At 70.1% G+C, this 22,879-nt stretch carries 16 protein-coding genes; 7 read left to right on the top strand and 9 right to left on the bottom strand.

The annotated features are described in order from the left end of the window. Positions 1-93 precede the first annotated feature (93 nt). Both ABZ906_RS28830 and ABZ906_RS28825 read right to left on the bottom strand, forming a co-directional pair. Positions 94-738 (bottom strand): response regulator transcription factor, encoded by a 645-nt coding sequence (locus ABZ906_RS28830; protein ID WP_361387514.1) that lies wholly within the window; start codon positions 736-738, stop codon positions 94-96. Next, the gene (locus tag ABZ906_RS28825; protein ID WP_361388007.1) at positions 726-1,904 is read right to left on the bottom strand and encodes a histidine kinase; all 1,179 of its coding nucleotides are present in this window, start codon (positions 1,902-1,904) and stop codon (positions 726-728) included. The genes ABZ906_RS28830 and ABZ906_RS28825 overlap by 13 nt, the downstream gene beginning before the upstream one ends. A 189-nt stretch (positions 1,905-2,093) precedes the next feature. Between ABZ906_RS28825 and ABZ906_RS28820 the strand changes: the two genes are divergently transcribed. After that, positions 2,094-2,258 (top strand): hypothetical protein, encoded by a 165-nt coding sequence (locus ABZ906_RS28820; RefSeq protein WP_361186866.1) that lies wholly within the window; start codon positions 2,094-2,096, stop codon positions 2,256-2,258. 34 nt (positions 2,259-2,292) lie between these two features. Here ABZ906_RS28820 and ABZ906_RS28815 read toward each other — a convergent pair whose 3' ends face one another. Continuing rightward, positions 2,293-2,925: a TetR/AcrR family transcriptional regulator gene (locus ABZ906_RS28815; protein ID WP_361186869.1), complete on the bottom strand. Its 633-nt coding sequence runs from the start codon at positions 2,923-2,925 to the stop codon at positions 2,293-2,295. Between the two features lie 129 nt (positions 2,926-3,054). Between ABZ906_RS28815 and ABZ906_RS28810 the strand changes: the two genes are divergently transcribed. Together ABZ906_RS28810 and ABZ906_RS28805 are read left to right on the top strand one after the other, a co-directional pair. Continuing rightward, positions 3,055-3,975 carry an ABC transporter permease gene (locus ABZ906_RS28810; RefSeq protein WP_361387511.1) on the top strand — a complete coding sequence of 307 codons (921 nt, stop codon included), beginning with the start codon at positions 3,055-3,057 and terminating at the stop codon, positions 3,973-3,975. Beyond that, on the top strand, positions 3,968-4,789 hold the full coding sequence (locus ABZ906_RS28805) for an ABC transporter ATP-binding protein (protein ID WP_361387508.1): 822 nt from the start codon (positions 3,968-3,970) through the stop codon (positions 4,787-4,789). The genes ABZ906_RS28810 and ABZ906_RS28805 overlap by 8 nt, the downstream gene beginning before the upstream one ends. Before the next feature lie 23 nt (positions 4,790-4,812). On the opposite strand, the gene ABZ906_RS28800 is transcribed toward ABZ906_RS28805, so the two are convergent. From ABZ906_RS28800 to ABZ906_RS28790, 3 genes are all read right to left on the bottom strand, one after another. Next, positions 4,813-6,009 (bottom strand): glycosyltransferase, encoded by a 1,197-nt coding sequence (locus ABZ906_RS28800; protein ID WP_361387505.1) that lies wholly within the window; start codon positions 6,007-6,009, stop codon positions 4,813-4,815. Next, positions 6,006-8,894: a bifunctional glycosyltransferase family 2 protein/CDP-glycerol:glycerophosphate glycerophosphotransferase gene (locus tag ABZ906_RS28795; protein WP_361387502.1), complete on the bottom strand. Its 2,889-nt coding sequence runs from the start codon at positions 8,892-8,894 to the stop codon at positions 6,006-6,008. The genes ABZ906_RS28800 and ABZ906_RS28795 overlap by 4 nt, the downstream gene beginning before the upstream one ends. 150 nt (positions 8,895-9,044) lie before the next feature. Beyond that, positions 9,045-13,991, bottom strand: coding sequence for an NAD-glutamate dehydrogenase (locus tag ABZ906_RS28790; RefSeq protein WP_361387499.1), 4,947 nt, complete (start codon positions 13,989-13,991; stop codon positions 9,045-9,047). A gap of 580 nt (positions 13,992-14,571) precedes the next feature. Between ABZ906_RS28790 and ABZ906_RS28785 the strand changes: the two genes are divergently transcribed. Further along, the gene (locus ABZ906_RS28785; RefSeq protein ID WP_361186885.1) at positions 14,572-15,138 is read left to right on the top strand and encodes a DJ-1/PfpI family protein; all 567 of its coding nucleotides are present in this window, start codon (positions 14,572-14,574) and stop codon (positions 15,136-15,138) included. A gap of 441 nt (positions 15,139-15,579) precedes the next feature. Here the strand turns inward: ABZ906_RS28785 and ABZ906_RS28780 are convergent, their stop codons facing one another. Both ABZ906_RS28780 and ABZ906_RS28775 read right to left on the bottom strand, forming a co-directional pair. Next, positions 15,580-16,260, bottom strand: a complete 681-nt coding sequence (locus tag ABZ906_RS28780) for an HAD family hydrolase (protein ID WP_361186888.1) — start codon at positions 16,258-16,260, stop codon at positions 15,580-15,582. A gap of 228 nt (positions 16,261-16,488) precedes the next feature. Beyond that, positions 16,489-16,956 (bottom strand): hypothetical protein, encoded by a 468-nt coding sequence (locus tag ABZ906_RS28775; RefSeq protein WP_361387496.1) that lies wholly within the window; start codon positions 16,954-16,956, stop codon positions 16,489-16,491. 412 nt (positions 16,957-17,368) lie between these two features. Between ABZ906_RS28775 and ABZ906_RS28770 the strand changes: the two genes are divergently transcribed. Then, complete coding sequence (locus ABZ906_RS28770) at positions 17,369-17,854, top strand: Rv3235 family protein (protein WP_361387493.1); 486 nt, start codon at positions 17,369-17,371, stop codon at positions 17,852-17,854. 77 nt (positions 17,855-17,931) lie between these two features. Here the strand turns inward: ABZ906_RS28770 and secA are convergent, their stop codons facing one another. Beyond that, on the bottom strand, positions 17,932-20,763 hold the full coding sequence (gene secA / locus ABZ906_RS28765) for a preprotein translocase subunit SecA (protein WP_361186893.1): 2,832 nt from the start codon (positions 20,761-20,763) through the stop codon (positions 17,932-17,934). A gap of 223 nt (positions 20,764-20,986) precedes the next feature. Here secA and ABZ906_RS28760 point away from each other — a divergent pair, with 223 nt between their 5' ends. Both ABZ906_RS28760 and ABZ906_RS28755 read left to right on the top strand, forming a co-directional pair. Continuing rightward, the gene (locus ABZ906_RS28760; RefSeq protein ID WP_361387490.1) at positions 20,987-21,607 is read left to right on the top strand and encodes a GNAT family N-acetyltransferase; all 621 of its coding nucleotides are present in this window, start codon (positions 20,987-20,989) and stop codon (positions 21,605-21,607) included. Between the two features lie 60 nt (positions 21,608-21,667). Next, positions 21,668-22,858, top strand: coding sequence for a crosslink repair DNA glycosylase YcaQ family protein (locus tag ABZ906_RS28755; RefSeq protein ID WP_361387487.1), 1,191 nt, complete (start codon positions 21,668-21,670; stop codon positions 22,856-22,858). The last annotated feature ends 21 nt before the right edge of the window (positions 22,859-22,879 follow it).

The raw sequence follows: 22,879 nt of genomic DNA, 5'->3' as shown, positions 1-22,879 counted from the left end.
TACGAACAGGCCCGCCGCTCCGCGCCGGATGTCTCCCTCCCACCCGATCACCCCGAAGCAGCCCTGACCGAACGGGCCCCGGAAAGAGCAGCCCTACCCCCGGTTCAAATAAGCAAGGACCGCCAGCACCCTCCGATGCCCGCTGTCGCTCGGCGGCAGCCCCAGCTTCGCGAAGACGTTGCCGATGTGTTTGCTGACCGCGCGGTCGGACACCACCAGGGTCGACGCGATCGTCCCGTTGTCCCGCCCCTCCGCCATCAGCTGGAGCACCTCCCGCTCCCGGGGCGTCAGCGAGTCCAGGGGGTCGTCCCGCCGCCGGGTCAACAGCTCCGTGACCACCTCGGGGTCAAGGGCCGTCCCGCCCCCGGCGACCCGCTCAAGCGCGTCCAGGAACTCGTCGACCCGCCCCACCCGGTCCTTGAGCAAGTACCCCACACCGCTCGCACCCCCGCCCAGCAGCTCGGCCGCGTACGTCTCCTCCACGTACTGCGAAAGGACGAGCACCGGAAGCCCCGGCATCTCCTCCCTGGCCGCGAGCGCGGCCCGCAGCCCCTCGTCCCTGAACCCCGGCGGCATCCGCACGTCGAGCACGGCGACATCCGGGCGGTGGGCGACGAGCGCCGGCAGCACCTCGTGCCCGCTCGCGGCCACCGCCACCACCTCATGCCCCGCGGAGGTCAGCAACAGCACCATCCCCTCCCGCAGCAACGCGTTGTCCTCGGCGATCACCACACGCACGGCAGCTCCACTTCGATCACGGTCGGCCCCCCGACGGGACTCACCACTTCCACGGTCCCGTCGAGCGCGGCGACCCGGCGCCGCATCCCCAGCAGACCACTGCCGCCCGCGTCATCGGCCCCGCCCCGCCCCTCGTCACGTACCGAGATCCTCAACACCCCGCCACCGCGGGAAAGTTCCACCGAGGCCCGCTCGGACCCACTGTGCTTGGCGGCATTCGTCAGCGCCTCCGCCACCACGAAGTACGCGGCGGCCTCCACCGCCGCCGGAGCACGCACCGCGTCCCCCGTCAGATCCTCGACGCCCTCCGCCCGCACCGCCACATCGAGCCCGCTGCTCGCGGCGAGCGCCCGCACCGCCCCCGCGAGACCCCGGTCCGTGAGGATCGGCGGATGGATGCCGCGTACGACGTGCCGCAGTTCGGTCAGGGCCTCGTCGGCCTGGTCCTGCGCGTCGGCGAGGAGTTTGCGGGCCGCATCGGGGTCCTTGTCGAAGGCCCGCCGCGCGAGCCCCACCCGCATCGACATCGCGACGAGCCGCGCCTGCGTACCGTCGTGCAGGTCCCGCTCGATGCGCCGCAGTTCGGCGCCGTGCGCGGCGACGGCCCCGGCCCGCGTGACGGTCAGCTCCTCCACCCGCTCGGAGAGCCGCGCGGCCCGCTCCGCCTCCGGCGATGCCCGCAGCAGCGCCCCCGACCAGGCCGCCTCCAGATCCGCGATGCGCGCCACCAGCGGAAGCACCACCGCCCGGCGCCCGAGCAGCCCGCACCACACGCCGTCGACCAGCATCCCGACGATGAACACCGGCAGCGCGACGTACAGCAACAGCCACCCGTAGACGAAGTGCAGGCCGAGCCAGCGCAGATCGCGGTACGTCGCCGGGTCGGTGACGCCCGCCCGCACCCGCCGGCCGAGCGTGCCGGTCAGCGGCACGTACGCCTCGGGTATCTGGCTGCCCGTCCAGATGGCCACGCGACGCCGCTTGAAGCCGGCCATCCGGCGCAGCATGAGCACCGTCTCGGGCAGGACACCCGCGCCGACGACGGTGAGCGTCAGGACGAGGGTGAGCAGGACGACCCCGATGAAGAGGTAGGACGCCAGGGAGAGCAGCGCCGCCGCGCCCAACTGCTCCAGGGCCCGTTCCGTACGCCGCAGTGTCTCCCGCATGGTCATGAGTCATGAGGCTATGCGACCCCGCTCGCACACGCGGGCGAGGCCGCTCCCCGGTGGATGGTGTAGTGCGCTACACCCCCGGTCCGGGAGAGCACACCATCGTCACGCCGCCCCCGCTCGGGCAGAGTTGATCACACGGCGCACACCACACCGAAGCGCACACCACACGGAAAGGCCCCCGCCATGAAGGCCCTGCTCTGGCTCGTCCTCGCGATCGCCCTGGTCGCCAACGTCTCCACCAGCTTCGCCTTCGACGGCGTGACGCAGGTCCTGATCAGCGTCTGCACCGGCGTCGCGACGCTCGGCTCGGGCACGGCCCTGTTCCTGATGCGCGAGAAGCACTCCTGAGCACGGGAGACGGAATCCCCTGTGTCTCCTGCGACTACAACGCCCGGAGCGCCGCCGCCGTAGCCGTGGCGAGGCTGCCCAGGTACCCCTTGGGCAGCTCGGCCCGCACCACCACGGACCGCCAGTAGAGCGGCCCCGACACCAGATCGAGGGCGAGGTCCTCGTCGACCCCGTCCCGCACCTCGCCCCGCGCGACGGCGGCCCGCACGATGCCGTTCGCCACCCCGTGCTGGCCCTCCCGCAGCGCCTTCTGCATGGCCTGCGCGATCTCCGGGTTGCGTGCCGCCTCCGCCTGGAGATCCGGGATCACCTGCGAGGCCACGGGATGCCGCAGGGCGCGCGACGTCACTTCGTAGAGCAGCCGCAGATCTCCCTCCAGGGACCCGCTGTCCGGCATCGGGAGGCCCTGGACCGCTATCGCGGACACCAGGTCGAGCACGAGATGCAGCTTGGAGCGCCAGCGCCGGTAGACGGCGGTCTTGCCGACGCCCGCGCGGCGCGCGATGCCCTCGATGGACATGCGCGCGTACCCGACCGCCGCCAGTTCCTCGAAGACGGCGGCCCTGATCGCCTCGGTCACGTCCTCGCGGAGCACCGCGGCCCCGGCGGGGGCTCTGCGGCGCGGCTGCTCACGCGACTGTTCATCTCCTGGCCTGCTCGTCGTCATACGGACAGCATAGAACGTGACGACGATACGGTTGCGTTCCGACGTCGCTTGGTCCTACTCTCGACGTGACGACGATACGGACCCGTCCCGACGTCGTCACCCCACGGCTCCCGAGTGAAAGCAGCGGACGTGAGTCAGGTCCTCGACGCCCCACCGGCCCCGCCCCGCCCCGCGGCCGCCGCGCCCGACCCCGCCGAGCTCGCCGCCCGGCACGGCCTGACCGTCAGCGGCGCCCGCCCCACGCTCCCCGCGTACGTCCGGCAGCTGTGGCAGCGCCGCCACTTCATCACCGCCTTCGCGACCGCCAAGCTCACCGCCCAGTACAGCCAGGCGAAGCTCGGCCAGGTCTGGCAGGTGATGACCCCGCTCCTGAACGCGGCGGTCTACTACTTCATCTTCGGCGTCCTGATGGACACCAAGCACGACGTCCCGGACTACGTCCCGTTCCTGGTCACCGGCGTCTTCGTCTTCACGTTCACGCAGAGCTCGGTGATGGCGGGCACCCGGGCCATCGCGGGCAGCCTCGGCCTGGTGCGCGCCCTGCACTTCCCTCGGGCCGCGCTGCCGGTCTCGTACTCCCTGCAACAGCTCCAGCAGCTGCTCTTCTCCATGGGCGCGCTCGTGGTGATCCTGCTCTGCTTCGGCGTGCCGCCGACCCTGTCCTGGCTCCTGGTGCCGCCGGTCCTCGCGCTCCAGTTCACGTTCAACACGGGCCTGGCCCTCGTCATGGCCCGCCTGGGCAGCAGGACCCCGGACATCGCCCAGCTGATGCCGTTCGTGCTGCGCACGTGGATGTACGTGTCCGGCGTGATGTGGAGCATCGACGCGGTCCTCAAGGACCAGCACCTGCCGCACGCGCTCCAGGTCCTCCTGGAGTGCAATCCGGCCGCGATCTACATCGACCTGATGCGCTTCGCGCTCATCGACAGCTTCCACGCGGACCAGCTCCCGCACCACGTATGGGCGTGGGCCGTCGGCTGGGCACTGCTCGCCGGAGTCGGCGGGTTCATCTACTTCTGGAAAGCAGAGGAGACGTACGGCCGTGGCTGAGACGACAGCAACCCCCGCAGGCACAGATCTCCCCACCGCCGCCCCCACGGTCATCGTCGACGAGGTCGACATCGTCTACCGGGTGCACGGCGCGGGGTCCCCCGCGGGCCGCGGCAGCGCGACCGCCGCCCTGGGCCGCATCCTCAAGCGGGGCAAGGGCCGCGAGGAGTCCGGCGTGCGCAAGGTGCACGCCGTCAAGAAGGTCTCCTTCACCGCCCGCAAGGGCGAGGCCATCGGCCTGATCGGCACGAACGGCTCGGGCAAGTCGACCCTCCTGAAGGCGATCGCGGGCCTCCTGCCCGTCGAGAACGGCCGCATCTTCACCGACGGCCAGCCCTCGCTCCTCGGCGTGAACGCGGCCCTGATGAACGACCTGACCGGCGAGCGCAACGTCCGCCTCGGCGGCCTGGCGATGGGCATGTCCCCGCAGCAGGTCCAGGAGCGCTACCAGGAGATCGTCGACTTCTCCGGCATCAACGAGAAGGGCGAGTTCATCACGCTCCCCATGCGTACGTACTCCTCCGGCATGGCCGCCCGCCTGCGCTTCTCCATCGGCTCCGCCAAGGACCACGACGTCCTGCTCATCGACGAGGCCCTGGCGACCGGCGACCGCTCCTTCCAGAAGCGCTCGGAGGCCCGCATCCGCGAGCTGCGCAAGCGCGCGGGCACGGTCTTCCTCGTCAGCCACAACAACAAGTCGATCCGCGACACCTGCGAGCGCGTGCTCTGGCTCGAACACGGCGAGCTGCGCATGGACGGCCCGACGGCGGACGTCCTGAAGGAGTACGAGCAGTTCACGGGCGGCAAGAAGTAGCTCTCACCGCCCGGAGAGCGAGCTCACCGCTCCAGGAACAGGAACAGCTCCTCCCACCGCCGCACGACCGCCTCGGTCGTGTAGCGGCGGATGTTCTCCCTGGCCAGCTCCCCCATCCGGTCCCGCAGCTCCTTGTCGGACATCAGCGTGTCCAGCCTGCGCGCCAGTTCACCGGTGTTCCCGAGCCGCGCGAGCAGCCCGTCGACGCCGTCCTGCACGATCTCGTGCACGCCCGGCGCGCAGTCGAAGGCGGCGCACGGCACCGCGGTGGCCATCGCCTCCATCAGCGCGAGCGGGAAGCCCTCGCCCCGTGACGACTGCACGAACACCGACCCGCCCCGCAGGGCTCCCGGCACGTCGCTGGTCCGGCCCATCCACTCCACGGAGCCGTCGAGGCCGAGGGCCGTGCACTGCTTCTTGAGCTGCTCCTCGTCCTCGCCGGAGCCGTAGATCCGCAGCTTCCAGTCCGGGTGCAGCGGCGCGACCTCCGCCCAGGTGTCGAGGAGCATGTCGATGCCCTTCTGGTCGTGCAGCCTGCCGATGCTGGTGACGACCTTCTCGGTGCGCCGCGAGGGCACGTCGGGCATGAACGGCAACGGGTTCGGCATGAAGGACGCGTTGTCCATGCCCTGCCTGATCCACAGGTCGGCGTCCTCGCGGGTCAGCGCGAGCATCCGGTCGATGTCCTTGTAGTGCTTGCGCACCCGCGCGCCGCGCGAGGAGGCCCGCGAGTAGGCGAACGACTCGTGGCTCATGCCGATGACCAACAGGCCTGTGGTGTCGGCGAGTTCGACCCACTCCATCGCCCACACCTGCGTGACGATGACGACGGCTCCGGGTCCTGCCTGCGCGAACAGCGCGGTCAGCTTGGCGGCCTGCTCGTGCATGCCCTGCTCGCGCCGGGCGCGCAGCCGGTGCTCGGCGACGTTGAGCCGCCCCTTGATGCCGCGTGCCGGGCCGACGCGCGGCGGATGCTCGTCGTACAGCGTCGTGGTGGGGTACGGCAGGTCCGTGCCGATGTCCTGCGGTTCGCCGGGCTCCGTGATGCCGATGACGTGCACGCGGTGGCCGCGCTCGACGAAGAGGCGGGCCATCTGATGGGACCAACTGGTGATCCCGCCCAGCTCGTTGACGCTGTTGGAGACGAAGTAGATGTCCCGCGTCCGCTGTGCCGTCCGGCTCGCTGCCTGATCCGCCGTCTGATCCGCTGTCTGACTCACTTGCCGCTCCAGTGCGAGAAGAACTGCTCGACGACGCTTTTGGCGGCATCGCCCCGGTCGTACTCGCCGAACTCCGCCACGAACCGCGCCCTCGCCTCCGCGTACTCCAGGACCTGCTCGTCCAGCGCCTTCAGCGCCTCGAACAGCTCGTCCTCGGTGTCGGCCACCGGACCGGGGGCCCGTTCCCGCAGGTCGAAGTAGGTGCCTCGCCCTTCGTGGACGTACTCCTCGTAGTCGTACGCGAAGAACAGCATCGGCCGGTCGAGGAGCGCGTAGTCGAACATCACGGACGAGTAGTCGGTGATCATCGCGTCGGCGAGCTGATAGAGCGGGGTGACGTCGTGGTGCGCGGAGACGTCGATGACGCTCCCCCGCACGGACGGCGGGAGCACCACGTGGTTCAGATAGTGCGAGCGTACGAGCAGCACGTACCGGTCGCCGAATTCCTCGGCGAACCGCTCGACGTCGAAGGGCAGTTCAAAGCGCCCGTGCCGGCCGCCGTGCCGCCGGAAGGTCGGTGCGTAGAGGAGCACCTGCTTGTCCTCGGGTATGCCGAGTTCCGCTGCCAGCGGCCCGCGTTCGCGTACACCGCTCGCGTCTTCCAACTGTTTCGACTGGACCAGTGCGTCATTGCGCGGGTAACCGACCCGCAGCAGCACCTTCTCCTTCAGGCGCAGGGCCTTCGCGAGGGTGCGCACGTCGTGCTCGGAGCGGATCAGGAAGCGGTCGAAGCGGTCGAGCACCCGCTGCTGCTCGTCCTGGCGCGGCTTGCTGCGCAGCTTCCACGCGGGCTCGTCGAAGCCCATGCGCTTGAGCGCCGAGCCGTGCCAGGTCTGGATGTACGTCGTCTCCGGCCGCTTGGTGAGCTTGAGCGGGTAGCTCTGGTTGTCGACCCAGAACTCCGCCTGCGCGAGCGCCCTGAGGTAGGGCAGGGACCAGCGCCGGACCAGCGTCGCGTCCGCGGGGAAGCCCTCGGGGCTCCCGGCGTACGACCACACGGCGTCGAAGTGCAGGCCCTGGCGCCGCATCTCCTCGTAGATGGCGCGGGGGCTGTCGCTGTACTGCTTGCCGAGGTGGCTCTCGAAGACGACCGTGCCCTTCTTCACCGGCAGGCGGCTGAACACCTCGTCGTACACGCGTAGTTTGCTCTGCCCGGAGGTGAGGTCCTTGCGCAGCTTCTTCGCCCTGCGGAAGCCGGACTTGGCGAGCCGCCCCGGCACGCCCCGGGTGCCGCGCGTCACCAGGTCCTGGATGCGGCCGCTCGCCGAGTCCCGCGTGACGAGCCGGAAGGCCAGGTGCCCGCGCTGCGAGACCTCGGGCTCCATGTGGTCGGCGACCAGGCGGGTCAGCCGCGGCCGGACCGGAAGCCTGCCCTCGGCGAGCCCCGGATCGCAGGCGGTGAGCCGCGTCCTGGTGCGCACGCCGTCGGCGGTGAGGAGCAGGCGCACGTCCCACACCGCGTCGACGACACCGAGCGGACGCAGCCGCCGCGCGAGGTCGACGGAGGCCTCCCAGGTGACGACGTCACCCTCGTACCGCACGGCGGAGACCGGGAAGCGGAAGGACTGCAGGCTGCGGCGGCGCGCGGTGAACTCGAGCTCGGCGGTGAGCACGGCGTCCGGGCCCACGATGCCGAGCGGGTTGACGATGCGGCCGGCCATGCGGACGGTCCCCGCCGACTCCTCGTACCGCGTGAGGACGTTGCGCAGGAACATCTGGTCGAAGCGCTTGCTGTGATAGCCGAGCTCGGTCACGTCGAGGACGCGGCGGCCGAACGGGTCGTCGAGGTGCTCGGCGCACCAGTACACGCGGCCGTCCCGCTCGGCGAGCGGCGAGGAGATCTTGTCGCGGTTGGTGAGGGTGTCGACGGCGGGCAGCAGGTTCGCCCAGTCGCCCTGCTCCAGGAGGTAGGCGCAGATGGCCTGGACGGGCAGCACCTCGTCGTACGCGGCGCGGCCGAGGCCCGCGAGATAGTCGCGGGCGAGGCCCGCGAACTCCTGGCGGTAGGAGTCGTCGCGGAAGGGCAGGTCGCGCAGGTGGAGCACGAGGTCGTGCTTGAGGAACTTGATGTCCTTGAAGTGCCGCAGTTCGTCGAGGCCGCGCTCGGCGAGCAGCGCGTCGATGCGGCGGTGGATCTCCAGGCGGTGGCGGAAGTTGGTCATCTCGTGGCGCCGGTTGGTGACCGATTTGGCGGCGGCGCGCTCGTGGACGTGCCAGAAGTAGACCTGGTTCGGTATGAGCGTGATCCGCTCGGCGGCGAGGTAGGCCTCGGCTATGAACATCAGGTCCTCGTAGAACATCCCCTTGGGGAAGCGGAGGTTGTTCTCGACGAGGAAGTCGCGGCGGTAGAGCTTGTTCGTGGAGAGGGTGTCCCAGACGAACAGGTCGGGCAGCTCGGTGACGGACTCCAGGGTGCGGGTCGTCGCGTAGAGCCAGGGATACCACTGGTCGCGCTTCTTGTTGCGGGTGTCCATCGAGAGCCGTACGCAGAGCCCGGAGACGATGTCGGAGCCGTCGCGCTCGGCGGCTTCGAGGAGGTTGCGGCAGGCGTTGCGCTCCAGGACGTCGTCGCTGTCGAGGAACATCACATGGCGGCCGACGGTGTGCCCGATGCCGACGTTGCGGGGCTCGCCGCCCGCGCCGCTGTTCTCCGGCAGCCGGTAGGCCCGTACCCGCTCGGGGTGCTCGGCGGCCAGGCGCTGCGCCGTGGCGTACGAGTCGTCGGTGCTGCAGTCGTCGACGATGACGATCTCGACGCCGTGCAGCGTCTGGTCGAGCACCGACCGTACGGCGGTCGGCAGCCGCTCGGCGTCGTTGTAGACGATCACCACTACGGACACATCGGGTCGTTCCTGCGGCGTCACCCGCTCACCTATCGCTCCCATGTGTCCCTCCAGTCGCATACCGGCTCATCCTACTAAGTATCGCTATTGCCCGATTAGCGCCCTTCAGGGGGGTGTGATTGGCCCAGTCCGGTGACACGAAAGGGCGCCCCGGGCCGGCTGGCCAGGGACGCCCTTTCGACGTACGACGGATTACGAGTGGGTCCGCAGCAGCGTCCTCATCGTCCGCATGGCGACCGAGAGGTTCGCCAGGTCGAACGCGTCCGAGCTCTGGATCTCGTCCAGGGTCGTCCGCGACCGGCTCAGGATCGCCGCGTTCTTCTCCTCCCAGGCCTTGAAGCGCTGCTCGGGAGTGTCCTCGCCGGCGCCGGCGGCAAGGACGTCGGCCGTGAGGGCGGCGTGCGCCGCGTACAGGTCCTCGCGGATCGACGCGCGCGCCATCGACTGCCAGCGGTCGGCCCGCGGCAGCTCGATGATGCGGTCCATGAGCTGGGTGATCCGCAGCCGGTCGGCGAGGTCGTAGTAGACCTCGGCGACGGCCATCGGCTCCTTGTCCATGCGGTCGGCGATCGCCACGATGTCGAGCGAGGGGAAGGCCGAGGAGAACCCGGCGACCCGCTGGGCGAGCTCGTCGGGGACGCCCGCGCCCGTCAGCTCGTCACGGATGCCCTGGTACCACTCCTGGTCGGAGCCGCTCAGGAGCTTGGGCAGCTCGGTCCAGACCTCGGCGACACCCTCGCTGAAGAAGTCGATGGTCTCGGCGAGCTGGAGCGGCTGCGGCCGGTTGTTGAGCAGCCAGCGCGTGCCGCGCTCGACGAGGCGGCGCGAGTGCAGCCGGATGCGCGTCTGCACGTCGGCCGCCACCACGTTGTCGAGCGCCTCGACCGCGTCCCAGACCTTGCCGAGGCCGAAGATCTCACGGGCCGCGAGCTGCGCCCGCACGATCTCCTCAAGAGAGGCGCCCGTCTCTTCGCGCAGCCGGTGCAGGAAGGTCGAACCGCCGGTGTTCACCGTGTCGTTGACGAGCACCGTGGTGACGATCTCGCGGCGCAGCGCGTGCCCGTCGACCTGCTCGGGGAACTTCTCGCGCAGCGCCTTTGGGAAGTACGCGTGCAGCAGGCGCCGGAGGTAGTCGTCGTCCGGCAGCGTCGTCTGGATCAGCTCGTCGGCCGCCGTGATCTTCGTGTACGCGAGGAGCACGGCGAGCTCGGGCTGGCTGAGCCCGCGCCCGGCACTCAGGAGCTCCCGGATCTGCCGGTCGCTGGGCAGGAACTCCAGGTCCCTGTTCAGGTGACCGTCGCGGACCAGGCGGCGCATGAAGCGCTGGTGGGCGTGGAGGAGGGACGGGGACTGGAAGACCGCGTTCGCCAGGGCGGTGTTCTGCGCGTAGTTGTTGCGCAGGACCAGGGTCCCGACCTCGTCCGTCATCGCGGCGAGGAACTTGTTGCGCTGCTTGACGGTCATGTCGCCGTTCGCGACGACCGCGTTGAGCAGGATCTTGATGTTCACCTCGTGGTCGGAGGTGTCCACGCCCGCGCTGTTGTCGATGGCGTCGGTGTTGATGCGACCGCCGTCGCGCGCGAACTCGATGCGGCCCAGCTGGGTCAGACCGAGGTTGCCGCCCTCGCCGACGACCTTGACCCGCAGGTCGGCGCCGTTCACGCGGATCGCATCGTTCGCCTTGTCGCCGACGTCGCTGTTCGACTCGGCCGACGACTTCACGTACGTGCCGATGCCGCCGTTCCACAGCAGGTCGACCGGCGCCTGGAGGACCGCCTTCATCAGGTCGGCCGGGGTCATCTTGGCGACGCTTCGCTCGATGCCGAGCGCCTCGCGGATGTGGTTGTTGAGCTGGATCGCCTTGGCGCTGCGGGGGAAGATCCCGCCGCCCGCGGAGAGCAGGTCCTTGTTGTAGTCGGCCCAGGAGCTGCGCGGCAGCTCGAAGAGGCGGCGGCGCTCCGCGTACGACGTCTCGGCGTCCGGATTCGGGTCGATGACGATGTGCCGGTGGTCGAAGGCGGCCACCAGGCGGATGTGCTCGGAGAGGAGCATGCCGTTGCCGAACACGTCACCGGACATGTCGCCGACGCCGACGACCGTGAAGTCCTCGGACTGCGTGTCGGTGCCCAGCTCCCGGAAGTGCCGCTTGACGGACTCCCAGGCGCCGCGGGCGGTGATGCCCATGCCCTTGTGGTCGTAACCGGCGGAGCCGCCCGAGGCGAAGGCGTCGCCGAGCCAGAAGTTGTAGGACTGCGCGACTTCGTTGGCGATGTCGGAGAACGTCGCGGTGCCCTTGTCGGCGGCGACCACGAGGTAGGTGTCGTCCTCGTCGTGCCGGACGACGTCGGCGGGCGGCACGACCTCGCCCGCCACCAGGTTGTCGGTGATGTCGAGCAGCGCCGAGATGAACGTCTTGTAGCAGGCCACGCCTTCGGCCAGCCACGCGTCGCGGTCCACGGACGGGTCGGGCAGCTGCTTGGCGACGAAGCCGCCCTTGGCGCCCACGGGCACGATGACGGTGTTCTTGACCATCTGCGCCTTGACCAGGCCGAGGATCTCCGTACGGAAGTCCTCACGCCGGTCGGACCAGCGCAGACCACCGCGGGCGACCTTGCCGAAGCGCAGGTGCACGCCCTCGACGCGCGGCGAGTACACCCAGATCTCGTACGCCGGACGCGGCGCGGGGAGGTCGGGGATGGCCTGCGGGTCGAACTTCATGGAGACGTAGCTGTGCGGCTTGCCGCCCACGGCCTCCTGGAAGAAGTTCGTGCGCAGCGTCGCCTTGATGAGGGTGAGGAAGGCCCGCAGGATGCGGTCCTCGTCGAGCGACGCGACCTGGTCGAGCGCGCCGTCCACCTCTTCGAGGAGCCCGTCGGTCAGCTCGGTACCGGCGCGCTGGCGGTCCGGGGACATCCGCGCCTCGAAGAGCGAGACGAGAAGCCGGGTGGTGTGGACGTTGTTGCGGAGGGTGTCCTCCATGTAGTCCTGGCTGAAGGTGGAGCCGGCCTGGCGCAGGTACTTGGCGTAGGCGCGCAGGACCATCGCCTGCCGCCAGCTGAGCCCGGCCCCCAGGACGAGGGCGTTGAAGCCGTCGACCTCGGCCTCGCCCGTCCAGGCGGCGGCGAAGGCTTCCTGGAAGCGCTCGCGGCCGTCGTCGCCGAGGTAGTCGCCGTTGCCGTTCTGCGACTTGGGCAGGCGCAGGCCGAAGTCGTAGATCCACGCGTTCGTACGGTCCGTGCAGCGCAGCTCGTAGGGGCGCTCGTCGGTGACCTCGACGCCCAGGCGCTGGAGGACCGGCAGGACGGCGGAGAGGGAGACCTGGCCGCCGGAGCGGTAGATCTTGAAGCGGCGCTCGCCGGGGGCGGCGCCCACCGGCTCGTACAGGCTGAGGGCGAAGTCCTTCTTGCCCTGCTTCAGCTGCTCCAGGTGCTGGAGGTCGGCGACGGCGGCGCGCGGCGAGTGGTCCGCCTTGTAGCCCTCGGGGAAGGCGCCGGAGTAGTGGCGGAGCAGCTCGGCGGCGCGCTCCTCGCCGCACTCGGCGGTCAGCGCCTCGCCGAAGCCGTCGGCCCAGGAGCGGGCGGCCTCGACGAGCCTGGCCTCGATGCGGTCGGTGTCGGCGTCGGTGAGTTCCGCGAGACCGCCGCCGGGCGCGACACGGACCACGAAGTGCAGCCGGGAGAGGATCGACTCGGTGTTCCAGGCGGTGAAGTCGACGCTGGTGCCGCCGAGCTCCTCCTTGAGGATGTCGATGATCCGCAGGCGCACGCCGGTGGTGTAGCGGTCACGCGGCAGGTAGACGAGGGCGGAGTAGTAACGGCCGTATTCGTCCTTGCGCAGGTAGAGCCGCAGCCGGCGGCGCTCCTGGAGGTAGAGGACGGACGTGACGATGGAGCGCAGCTCGTCGGGCGGGGTCTGGAAGAGCTCGTCGCGCGGGTAGGTCTCCAGGATCTGGAGGAGATCACGCCCGTCGTGGCTGTTGGGCGAGAAGCCCGCGCCCTTGAGGACCTCCTGGACCTTGCGGCGGATGACCGGCACGCGGCGCACGGATTCGGTGTACGCGGCGGACGAGAAGAGCCCGAGGAAGCGCCGCTCACCGATGACGTTGCCCTCGGCGTCGAACTTCTTCACGCCGACGTAGTCGAGGTAGCTGGGCCGGTGCACGGTGGCGCGGCTGTTGGCCTTGGTCAGCACAAGGAGCTTGTGCTCGCGGGCCTTCGCGCGCGCGTCCGCGGGCAGCCGGCTGAAGGAGGGGCTGACCGGGTGGTCCTCCTCCCCGTCGTGCTGCGGGTCGGCGCGCAGGATGCCGAGGCCGGTGCCGGGCACGGCGGCGAGCGAGTCGTCGTCCGTCAGGTCGTACTCACGGAAGCCCAGGAAGGTGAAGTGGTTGTCGGCGAGCCAGCGGAGCAGCTCGCGGGCCTCGTCGACCTCCTGGTCGATCAGGTCGTCGGCGGTCGGCTCGGTGGGCAGCTCGTCGGCGATGCGCAGCGCGGCGTCGCGCATCTTCTCCCAGTCCTCGACGGTCTCGCGGACGTCGGAGAGGATCCGCAGCAGATCGGCGCTGATCTGCTTCAGGTCCGCCCGGTCGGTCTCGCGGTCCATCTCGACGTGGATCCAGGACTCGGTGACCGCGTCGTGCGGGCGCTCCGTGCCGGGGTCCGTGAGGACCTCGAGGAGCTTGCCGGTCACGTCCCGTCGTACGACGACCTGGGGGTGGATGACGACGTGGATGCCGCGGCCCTGCCGCGTGAGCTCATTGGTGACCGAATCCACCAGGAAAGGCATGTCGTCGGTGACGACCTCGACGACGGAGTGGCTGCACGTCCAGCCGTTCTCCTCGACCGTCGGGGTGTGCACGCGGACGTTGGCCGTGCCCTGCGGGCGGTTCTCTGCGAGGCGGTAGTGCGAGAAGGCTGCTCCGAAGACGTCGACCGGGTCGCGGTCGGCAAGGTCCTCCGGGGCGGTGTGCAGGTAGTAGCGCTGGAGGAACGCAAGGGCCGTGTCCTGGTCGGTCGTGGCCTTTTTGCCCTTCGACCCGGCTGGTGCGCCACTCGGTAGGCGGCCTCCGGCCGGGCTGTTCTCAGCTACCCGGGCCGCCCTGGTGAGCAACTCGGCTTTGGCTTCGTCCAGCTTGTTCTGCATTGTCCTCTGACTCCTGTCGCGCGCCGTTGCGTGACGTAGAAGGAAATGATCCGACGTAACGCCGCGACGCGGGGTCTCCGGTCGAAGTCGACGTTATGCCGCGGTGAGAGATGAGCGGGCGGTTATCCGCCATATTCAGCGGTTTCGCTGACCGATGGCCGGGATGGTCTGGCCGACCGCACCGCGAAGAAGCGTCAGCGACGCCCCGGGCACGGATGTCCTCCGTGTTCCCCGGGCGCAGGGCGGGGGCGTACACGCCCCCGCGGGATATCGCGCTGATCACGGGTCAAGGCTATCGCCCTCCACCCGGGGATCGTCATGAGCCGTATGTGTACAAAACCAGGGGTGGAACTTTGACACTCTGCACAGAGACTTTCGCGCCATCTGTCGACGACGGACCCCCGCCCCGGACCGGTGGGCCCTCTTGGCAAACCGGACGGGCCGATGCACGTTGAGCGGGAGGGAGGACGGACAGCACGCGACGGAGGACGGACGGTACGCGACGGAGGACGGACAGCGCGCGGCGGACCGAGCCGGTCCGGCCACGACCGGTCCGCCCACGATTGGGGAGCGAGCACCGATGGCAGCGAAGATCCTGATAGTGACCGGTGACGCGGCGGAGTCACTCGAAGTCCTCTACCCCTACCAGCGGCTGCGCGAGGAGGGGTACGACGTCCACATCGCCGCCCCCGCACGCAAGACGCTGCAGTTCGTGGTGCACGACTTCGTGCAGGGGTTCGACACGTACACGGAGAAGCCCGGCTACACCTGGCCCGCGGACCTCGCCTTCTCCGAAGTCGACCCCGGCCAGTACGCCGCTCTGGTGATCCCGGGCGGCCGGGCCCCGGAGTATCTGCGCAACGACCCCGAGCTCCGCAAGATCCTCAAATCCTTCTTCGACGCGGACAAGCCGATCGCCCAGATCTGCCACGGCCCGCTCCTGACGGCAGCAATCGGCGCCCTGAGCGGCCGCCGGGTCACGGCGTATCCCGCCCTCGAACTGGACATGCAAACGTCGGGCGCAACGTTCCAGGACGCGGAGGTAGTGGTCGACGGCACACTGGTCTCGGCCCGCGCCTGGCCGGACCACTCGGGCTGGATGAGGGAATTCCTCACGGTGCTACGGGCTAAGGCGCCGGTTACTTAGGGGGTGGGGTGGGGGGCCGGTGTCCTGGGCGGTGGGCGGGGCGCCGGTTACCCGGGCGGTGAGGCGGGCGCCGGTCACCAGGGTGGTGGGACGGGGCGGGGCGCCTGAGCTTCGAGCCCTGGGGGCGCCTAAGCGGCGGGCCCAGGGGCGCCCGAGCGCGGGGCCGGAGGTCGGGGCGCCTGAGCGCGGGGTCGGAGGTCGGGGCGCCTGAGCGCGGGGTCGGAGGTCGAGGCGCCCGAGCGCGGGGCCGGAGGTCGAGGCGCCCGAGCAGCGCGAGCCCGAAAAGCGAGGCGCAGCCGCGGCGCGGGCCGGTCGCCTCAGCGGCGCAGGCCCGGAGGGCGAGCCGCCTGCGCGACGCGGCCTCGGGGCGCCCGAGCTGCGCGGCCGGGAGGGTGAGGCGCAGCCGCAGTGCGGGGCCGAAAAGCGATCGGGGTGCGTGACCTAGGCGGCGGCCAGGCGCTCCGCCGCCTCCACTGCCTCGGTGAGGCTGTCGACCACCGGGACCTCCGTGCCGACCGCCTCCAGGCTGGCCCGGCTGTGCGAGCCGCCGGTGTACAGCACGGCCCGCGCCCCCACGTGCGCCGCCGCCACGGCATCGTCGACGGCGTCACCGATGACCACGACCCGCTCGGCGGCGGCAACCCCTTCCAGGGCCGCGAGATGCCGCACCATCCGCTCGGCCTTGCCCGCGTGCGAGGAGTCCGTACGCCCGTCGATGCGCACGAAGTGCTCCTCGATGCCGTGCCGCCGCACGATCGGCACGAGGTGCTCGTGCGGTGCGAGCGAGAGCAGCGACTGCGTATGCCCGGCGGCCCGCCGCGCCGCGAGCAGTTCGGCGGCGCCGTCGGTAAGGCCGCAGGCCCCCGCACGAGCCCAGTAGTGCTTGTGGAAGACGGCGTCCATGACCTGCCACTCGGCGTCCGTGGGCAGCCGCCCCATCAGCCGCTCGTAGAACAGCGGGACGGGAACGCAGTACAGATCGCGATACCGCTCGAGCGTGATCGGGTCGAGCCCGATCTCCGCGAACGACGCGTTCGTCGAGTCGATCACCGCATGAATGTCATGCAGCAGAGTCCCGTTCCAGTCCCAGACGATATGCGCCCCGCGCAGCAGCTTCCCCATAGTCAAGACGGTACCCGCGCCCCCGGCCGCCCCACTCCCGGTTTTACGGCCGCTGCGCAGCCGCACCCGAAAGCCCGCCACCACCCCGCAAACGGATCCCCCCACCCTTTTCACCGCGGGGTATCGGGCGGCTGGGAGGGAAGGCCTGTTCGCCCAGGATCAAACACGGGGCAAACGGGCGGGCGGGAGGGAGAGCCCCGCCCCAACCCAAACCGCCCCGCAACCCCCTCAGCCGATCAACCCCGAAATCTCCTGCGTGGCAAACCACAACAGCTCATGATCCTCGACCCCGTCCCCATCCCCGGGCCCCCCAGCAGCCACCGCAGAGGCAACATCCCCCTCGGCATCCCCCGAGTCCACATGCACGGCGGCCACCTTCTTCAGCCCCAGCACACCACCGACCCGTACCTCCCCGAGGCCGGACTCCGACGCCCCCTGCTCAAGCGCCCCGTCCGGCACATCCGCGGCCAGCACGATCCGCCGAGGAGCCGCCCCCGGCTCCCCGGCGATCAACCGCAGCGAAGCAGCCGCGGCCTGCCCCAGAGCGGCGTACTCCAGCTCCTCGATGTCATCAGACGCCACCCACTCCCGCAGAGCGGGCGTCACGGCATAGGCGGTCAGCGGCGCAGGACCCAGCTCGCCCGCCTTGTGCACCTCGGCGAGGCGGCTCAGGGTCAGGGGAACGTAGACGCGCATGACGACCCGCTTTCACGGTGGAGGACAGAGAACCGGAGACCGAAGCCGGAGCCAAGGCCGAAGGCACAGCAGAAGCCGAAGCCACAGCAGAAGCCGAAACCAAAGCCAGAGCCAGAAGGTCAAGCAAACAGCCCCCAGAATACGCGCGGGAGTCCCCCTTCGAGCTGCGCCCCACCCCCGCCCCCCGCGTCACCCCGCACCCCCGCCCGTCACCCGGCACACCCCGGCCGCCCCCAGGAATCGCACACCCCCGGCCACCCGGATAGGTGATCCTCGCGGCCCCCGCCCCCATCGCCCGCGCCCCTTGCGACCCCCGCCTCCGCCCCCGTACAAGATCTCCGACGGAAGTTACCAGCCGGTACCACAGGGGCCGGAACAGCGAAGCCGGAGGCGACACGGCATGCACAAGGCGATGACCAAGGTAATGACCAGGCCCCGCCCCCGCCCGGCAACCACCCGGCCACCGGGCCGCACAGACACCCGCCCACCGGCCCGCACGGACACCCGCCGCCCCTCGGGCCCCCCGGCGGCCCGCACCCCCGCACGCCCCCTCAGGACCCCGCCCCAGCCCCCACCACACCCCACGGAGCTCTTCACCGAACGCCTGCTCCTGGTACTCAGCGGCCAGAAGCCGGTCCACTGGGCGGCCCGGCACATCGCCCACACCGCCTTCGACGACCTGACCCGCCTCGCCGAATCCGCCCCTCTGGCCGTGCACGGCCGCCGCCCCACCGTCCACCGCATCGGCCACTACGAACCCCGCTCCGGGGTCTTCGAAGTCTTCGCGAGGATCTGCACGGGCGGCCCGTCCCTCAGGGCCCTGGCCTTCCGCCTGCACTTGGGCGAGGACGCGAGATGGCGCTGCACGGCGGTGGAGGTGGGCACCCCGGCACCCTGACAGCGCCGGAGGGCAACGCGTGGGGCCGGGCACCTCCAGGTGCCCGGCCCCACGCGATCAGCTGAAACGTCCCGCGACTACTTCTTGCGGCGACGCCCGCCCTTCTGGGCCTTGCGCCGCTCCGCCCGCGTCATCCCGTCGGACTCGGACCGCACACCCGCGTCCTCGGTCTCGAAGTCACCCTCGTCGACCCCGCCCTCGGCGTTCGGCGCCTGGAAGTGGAGACGGTCGGGCCGCTGCGGGGCGTCGAGCCCCTTGGCGCGGATCTCGGGACGGCCGCCACCGGCGGGAACGGCGTCCTTCTTCTCCAGCGAAGCCGTGTCCGACACCGGAACCTCCTCGACCTGCTGCTCGACCTGGACCTCCAGGTTGAACAGGTAGCCGACGGACTCTTCCTTGATGCCGTCCATCATGGCGTTGAACATGTCGAAGCCCTCGCGCTGGTACTCGACCAGCGGGTCCTTCTGCGCCATGGCCCGCAGGCCGATGCCCTCCTGGAGATAGTCCATCTCGTAGAGGTGCTCACGCCACTTGCGGTCGAGGACCGAGAGGACGACGCGCCGCTCCAGCTCACGCATGATCTCGGAGCCGAGCTGCTCCTCGCGCGTCTCGTACTGCTGGTGGATGTCGTCCTTGATGGAGTCGGAGATGAACTCGGCGGTCAGACCCGCGCGGTCACCCGCGTCCTCCTCCAGCTCCTCGACGGTGACCTTCACCGGGTAGAGCTGCTTGAAGGCGCCCCACAGCCGGTCCAGGTCCCACTCCTCGGCGAAGCCCTCGGCGGTCTCCGCCGCGATGTACGCCTCGATCGTGTCGTCCATGAAGTGCGTGACCTGCTCCTGGAGGTTCTCGCCCTCCAGGACGCGGCGACGCTCGCCGTAGATGACCTCGCGCTGGCGGTTGAGGACCTCGTCGTACTTCAGGACGTTCTTACGGGTCTCGAAGTTCTGCTGCTCGACCTGCGACTGGGCGGACGCGATCGCGCGCGTCACCATCTTGTTCTCGATCGGCACGTCGTCCGGGACGTTCGCCATGGCCATCACGCGCTCGACCATCTGCGCCTTGAAGAGACGCATGAGGTCGTCGCCGAGCGAGAGGTAGAAGCGGGACTCGCCGGGGTCGCCCTGACGGCCGGAACGACCGCGCAGCTGGTTGTCGATGCGGCGCGACTCGTGGCGCTCGGTACCGAGGACGTAAAGACCGCCCAGGTCCTTGACCTCCTCGAACTCCGCCTTCACGGCACGCTCGGCCTTCTCCATGGCGGCGGGCAGCGCGGCGGCCCACTCCTCGACGTGCTCGACGGGGTCGAGGCCGCGCTGGCGCAGCTCCGCCTCGGCGAGGTCGTCGGGGTTGCCGCCGAGCTTGATGTCCGTGCCTCGTCCGGCCATGTTCGTGGCGACGGTGACGGCGCCCTTGCGGCCGGCCTGGGCGATGATCGGCGCCTCACGGTCGTGCTGCTTGGCGTTGAGCACTTCGTGCTGGACGCCGCGCTTGGAGAGCTGCTGGGAGAGGTACTCCGACTTCTCCACGGAGGTCGTGCCGACCAGGATCGGCTGGCCCTGCTCGTGCTTCTCGGCGATGTCGTCGACGACGGCGGCGAACTTCGCGACCTCGGTGCGGTAGATCAGGTCCGACTGGTCGGCGCGGACCATGGGCCGGTTCGTCGGGATCGGCACGACGCCCAGCTTGTAGATCTGGTGGAACTCGGCGGCCTCGGTCATGGCCGTACCGGTCATGCCGCAGAGGCCGGGGGTTTCCTTGCCCTGGTGGTCGTGACGCTTGTAGAGGCGGAAGAAGTTCTGAAGGGTGATCGTGGCCAGGGTCTGGTTCTCGTCCTTGATGTCCACCCCTTCCTTCGCCTCGATCGCCTGGTGCATGCCCTCGTTGTAGCGGCGGCCCGCGAGGATACGGCCGGTGTGCTCGTCGACGATCATGACTTCGCCGTCGATGACGACGTAGTCCTTGTCGTTCTTGAAGAGCTCCTTGGCCTTGATGGCGTTGTTCAGATAACCCACGAGCGGGGTGTTCACCGACTCGTACAGGTTGTCGATGCCGAGCCAGTCCTCGACCTTGCCGACGCCGGACTCGTGGATGGCGACGGTGCGCTTCTTCTCGTCGACCTCGTAGTCGCCGGTCTCCTCGATGCCCTTGAGCTGGTTGCCGGGCTCGCCCTTGGTGAGGCGGGTGACCAACTTGGCGAAGTCGCCGTACCACTTGGTGGCCTGGTCGGCGGGGCCGGAGATGATCAGCGGCGTACGGGCCTCGTCCACGAGGATCGAGTCGACCTCGTCGACGATCGCGAAGTTGTGGCCGCGCTGGACCAGTTCGTCCTTCGACCACGCCATGTTGTCGCGGAGGTAGTCGAAGCCGAATTCGTTGTTCGTGCCGTACGTGATGTCGCTCGCGTACTGCTCACGGCGCTGGGCCGGCGTCATGTTGGCGATGATGCAGCCGACGGACAGACCCAGGAACTTGTGGACGCGGCCCATCATCTCGGAGTCGCGCTCGGCCAGGTAGTCGTTGACCGTGATGAGGTGCACGCCCTTGCCCGACAGGGCGTTGAGGTACGCGGGGAGGGTGCCGACGAGCGTCTTGCCCTCACCGGTCTTCATCTCGGCCACATATCCGAGGTGCAGCGCGGCGCCGCCCATCATCTGGACGTCGTAGTGCCGCTGGCCGAGGACGCGCTTGGCGGCCTCGCGCACGGTGGCAAAGGCTTCGGGGAGGAGGTCGTCAAGGGTCTCGCCTTCGGCGTAACGCTCCTTGTACTCCTCGGTCAGCGCGCGCAGCTCGGCGTCGGAGAGGCTGACGAAGTCCTCTTCGATGGAGTTGACCTGGTCCGCGATGCGGTGCAGCTTGCGCAGGATCTTGCCTTCGCCTGCACGCATGATCTTCGAGAGGACGGACACGGGGGTTGGTCTCCTTGCCGGTCGGGCCTGGCATGGTCGGTTTACTCATAGGGCAACGGCCATCGTAAGCGAGGAGCGGGCCGCGCCGGGAGGTCTGCCGATACGTCAACGGACGGGGGGCCTGGAAGGTGCCGGGTTGTGCCGATCAGCGCTGGGCGAAATGCGGGTCAAAGGTCGGCGAAAAGCACTGGCCCCTGGTCCCCGGCCCCCGCAGAATCACCGGATGGAGCCAGTCACCCTCACCACCGAACGCCTGATCCTGCGCACCTTCACTCCCGCCGACACCGACGAGACGTACGAAGCGTGCCAGGACGCCGACATCCAGCGCTGGACCACGGTCCCCTCGCCCTACGCGCACTCGGACGCGGCGGGCTTCGTGACGCGGATGGTGCCGGACGGCTGGCGCCACGACACGGAGTACACGTTCGCCGTACGGCCGCGGGGCGGCGGGCCGCTGGTCGCCGCCGCCAGCCTGCACCACCCGCGCTCGGGCGCCTGGGAGGTCGGCTTCTGGACCGCGAAGGAGTACCGCGGCAGCGGCTATATGACGGAGATCGTCCTGGAACTGGCCCGGTGGGCCTTCACCGATCTGGGCTGCACCCGCCTGGAGTGGCGCGCCGAGGTCGGCAACACGGGCTCGCGCGCGGTGGCGGAGAAGACGGGCTTCGTCGTCGAGGGCACCCTGCGCGGCGCGCTCCTGAACAAGACCACGCTCCGTGACTGCTGGGTGGGCGCCCTGCTGCCGAGCGACCTCGGCATGCCCTCGGCCCAGCCGTATCTGCCGGCCAGGAAAGCAGTAAGGGAAGCGGCCGGGAAATCGGCCATGGACCCGGCCAAGGGCTGAGGCAGGGCCCATCGGCGCAGGCCGGGAGCTTTGTCAGTGCCGCCCTTTATGGTTTCCGGCATGACGAGCCTGCCGCGCCCCGCCATCGACCTCTCCGCCGACGAGGCCCGCCGTATAGCGCTCCGCGCCCAGGGATTCATCGGCGCCCCGGACCGCAGGTCGGGTGTGCGGGGCGTGCTGCGGCATCTCGGCGCGGTCCAGCTCGACACGATCTCGGTCCTCGCCCGCTCCCACGAGCTCATTCCGTACGCCCGTCTCGGCGCCGTCGGCCGCGACAGGGTCGAGGCGGCGTACTGGGACGGCGCGTCGGCGGGCAGCGGCCCCGCCCGGCCGCACGCCTTCGAGTACTGGTCGCATGCCGCGTGCATCCTGCCCATCGAGGAGTGGCCGCACTTCGCCTTCCGCCGCCGCGCCTACCGCACCCGCCCGCACTGGCACCACGACCTGCCCGACGGGGCGTACGACACGGTCATCAAGCAGCTCACCACCGAAGGCCCCCTCACCGCCACGGAGCTGGGCGGCGCGAAGAACAAGGGCGAGTGGTGGGACTGGTCGGACGCGAAGGTCGCCGTCGAGCGCGCTCTGATGTACGGCGAGGTGGTCTGCACCGAGCGCCGCAGCTGGAAGCGGGTGTACGACCTCGCGGAGCGCGCGATCCCGGACACGCTGCTCCATGACGACCTGGACGACGCGGAGTGCCTGCGCCGCCTGGTCCGCCTGGCCGGGCAGTCCCTCGGGGTGGGCACCCGCGCGGACATCGCGGACTATCACCGCCTCAAGGGCGAGCAGTTCGACGCCGTGGTCGCGGAATCGGGCCTGGTCCCTGTGACGGTGCAGGGCTGGGACAAGCCCGCCTGGGCCGACCCCGCGGCCCTGGAGACGGCCCCGCGCGGCCGCCACCGCACGACGCTCCTCTCGCCCTTCGACTCCCTGATCTGGGAGCGGGCCCGCACGGAGCGGATCTTCGGCTTCACCCACCGCCTGGAGGCGTACGTCCCCAAGCCCAAGCGGATCCACGGCTATTTCGCGATGCCGGTCCTCGCCGGGGGCCACCTGGTCGGCCGCGTGGACCCCGCCCGCGAGGGCAGCACGCTGGTCGCCAAGCAGGTGTCGCTCGACGGCGCCAAGGCCGTGCCCGCCGTGGCGCAGGCGCTCCTGGAGGCGGCGTCCTGGGTCGGCTGCGATTCCGTAAGGGTGGAGCGGGTGGACCGTCCCGAGCTGACCGCCGACCTGGTCCGCGCCCTCGGCTGACGTCCCGCCGGCCGAGGGCGC

Source organism: Streptomyces sp. NPDC046925 (assembly GCF_040644915.1).
Taxonomy (GTDB): Bacteria; Actinomycetota; Actinomycetes; order Streptomycetales; family Streptomycetaceae; genus Streptomyces.
The sequence above is the reverse complement of the archived record's forward strand: the minus strand, read 5'-3'. Positions and strand labels throughout refer to the sequence as shown.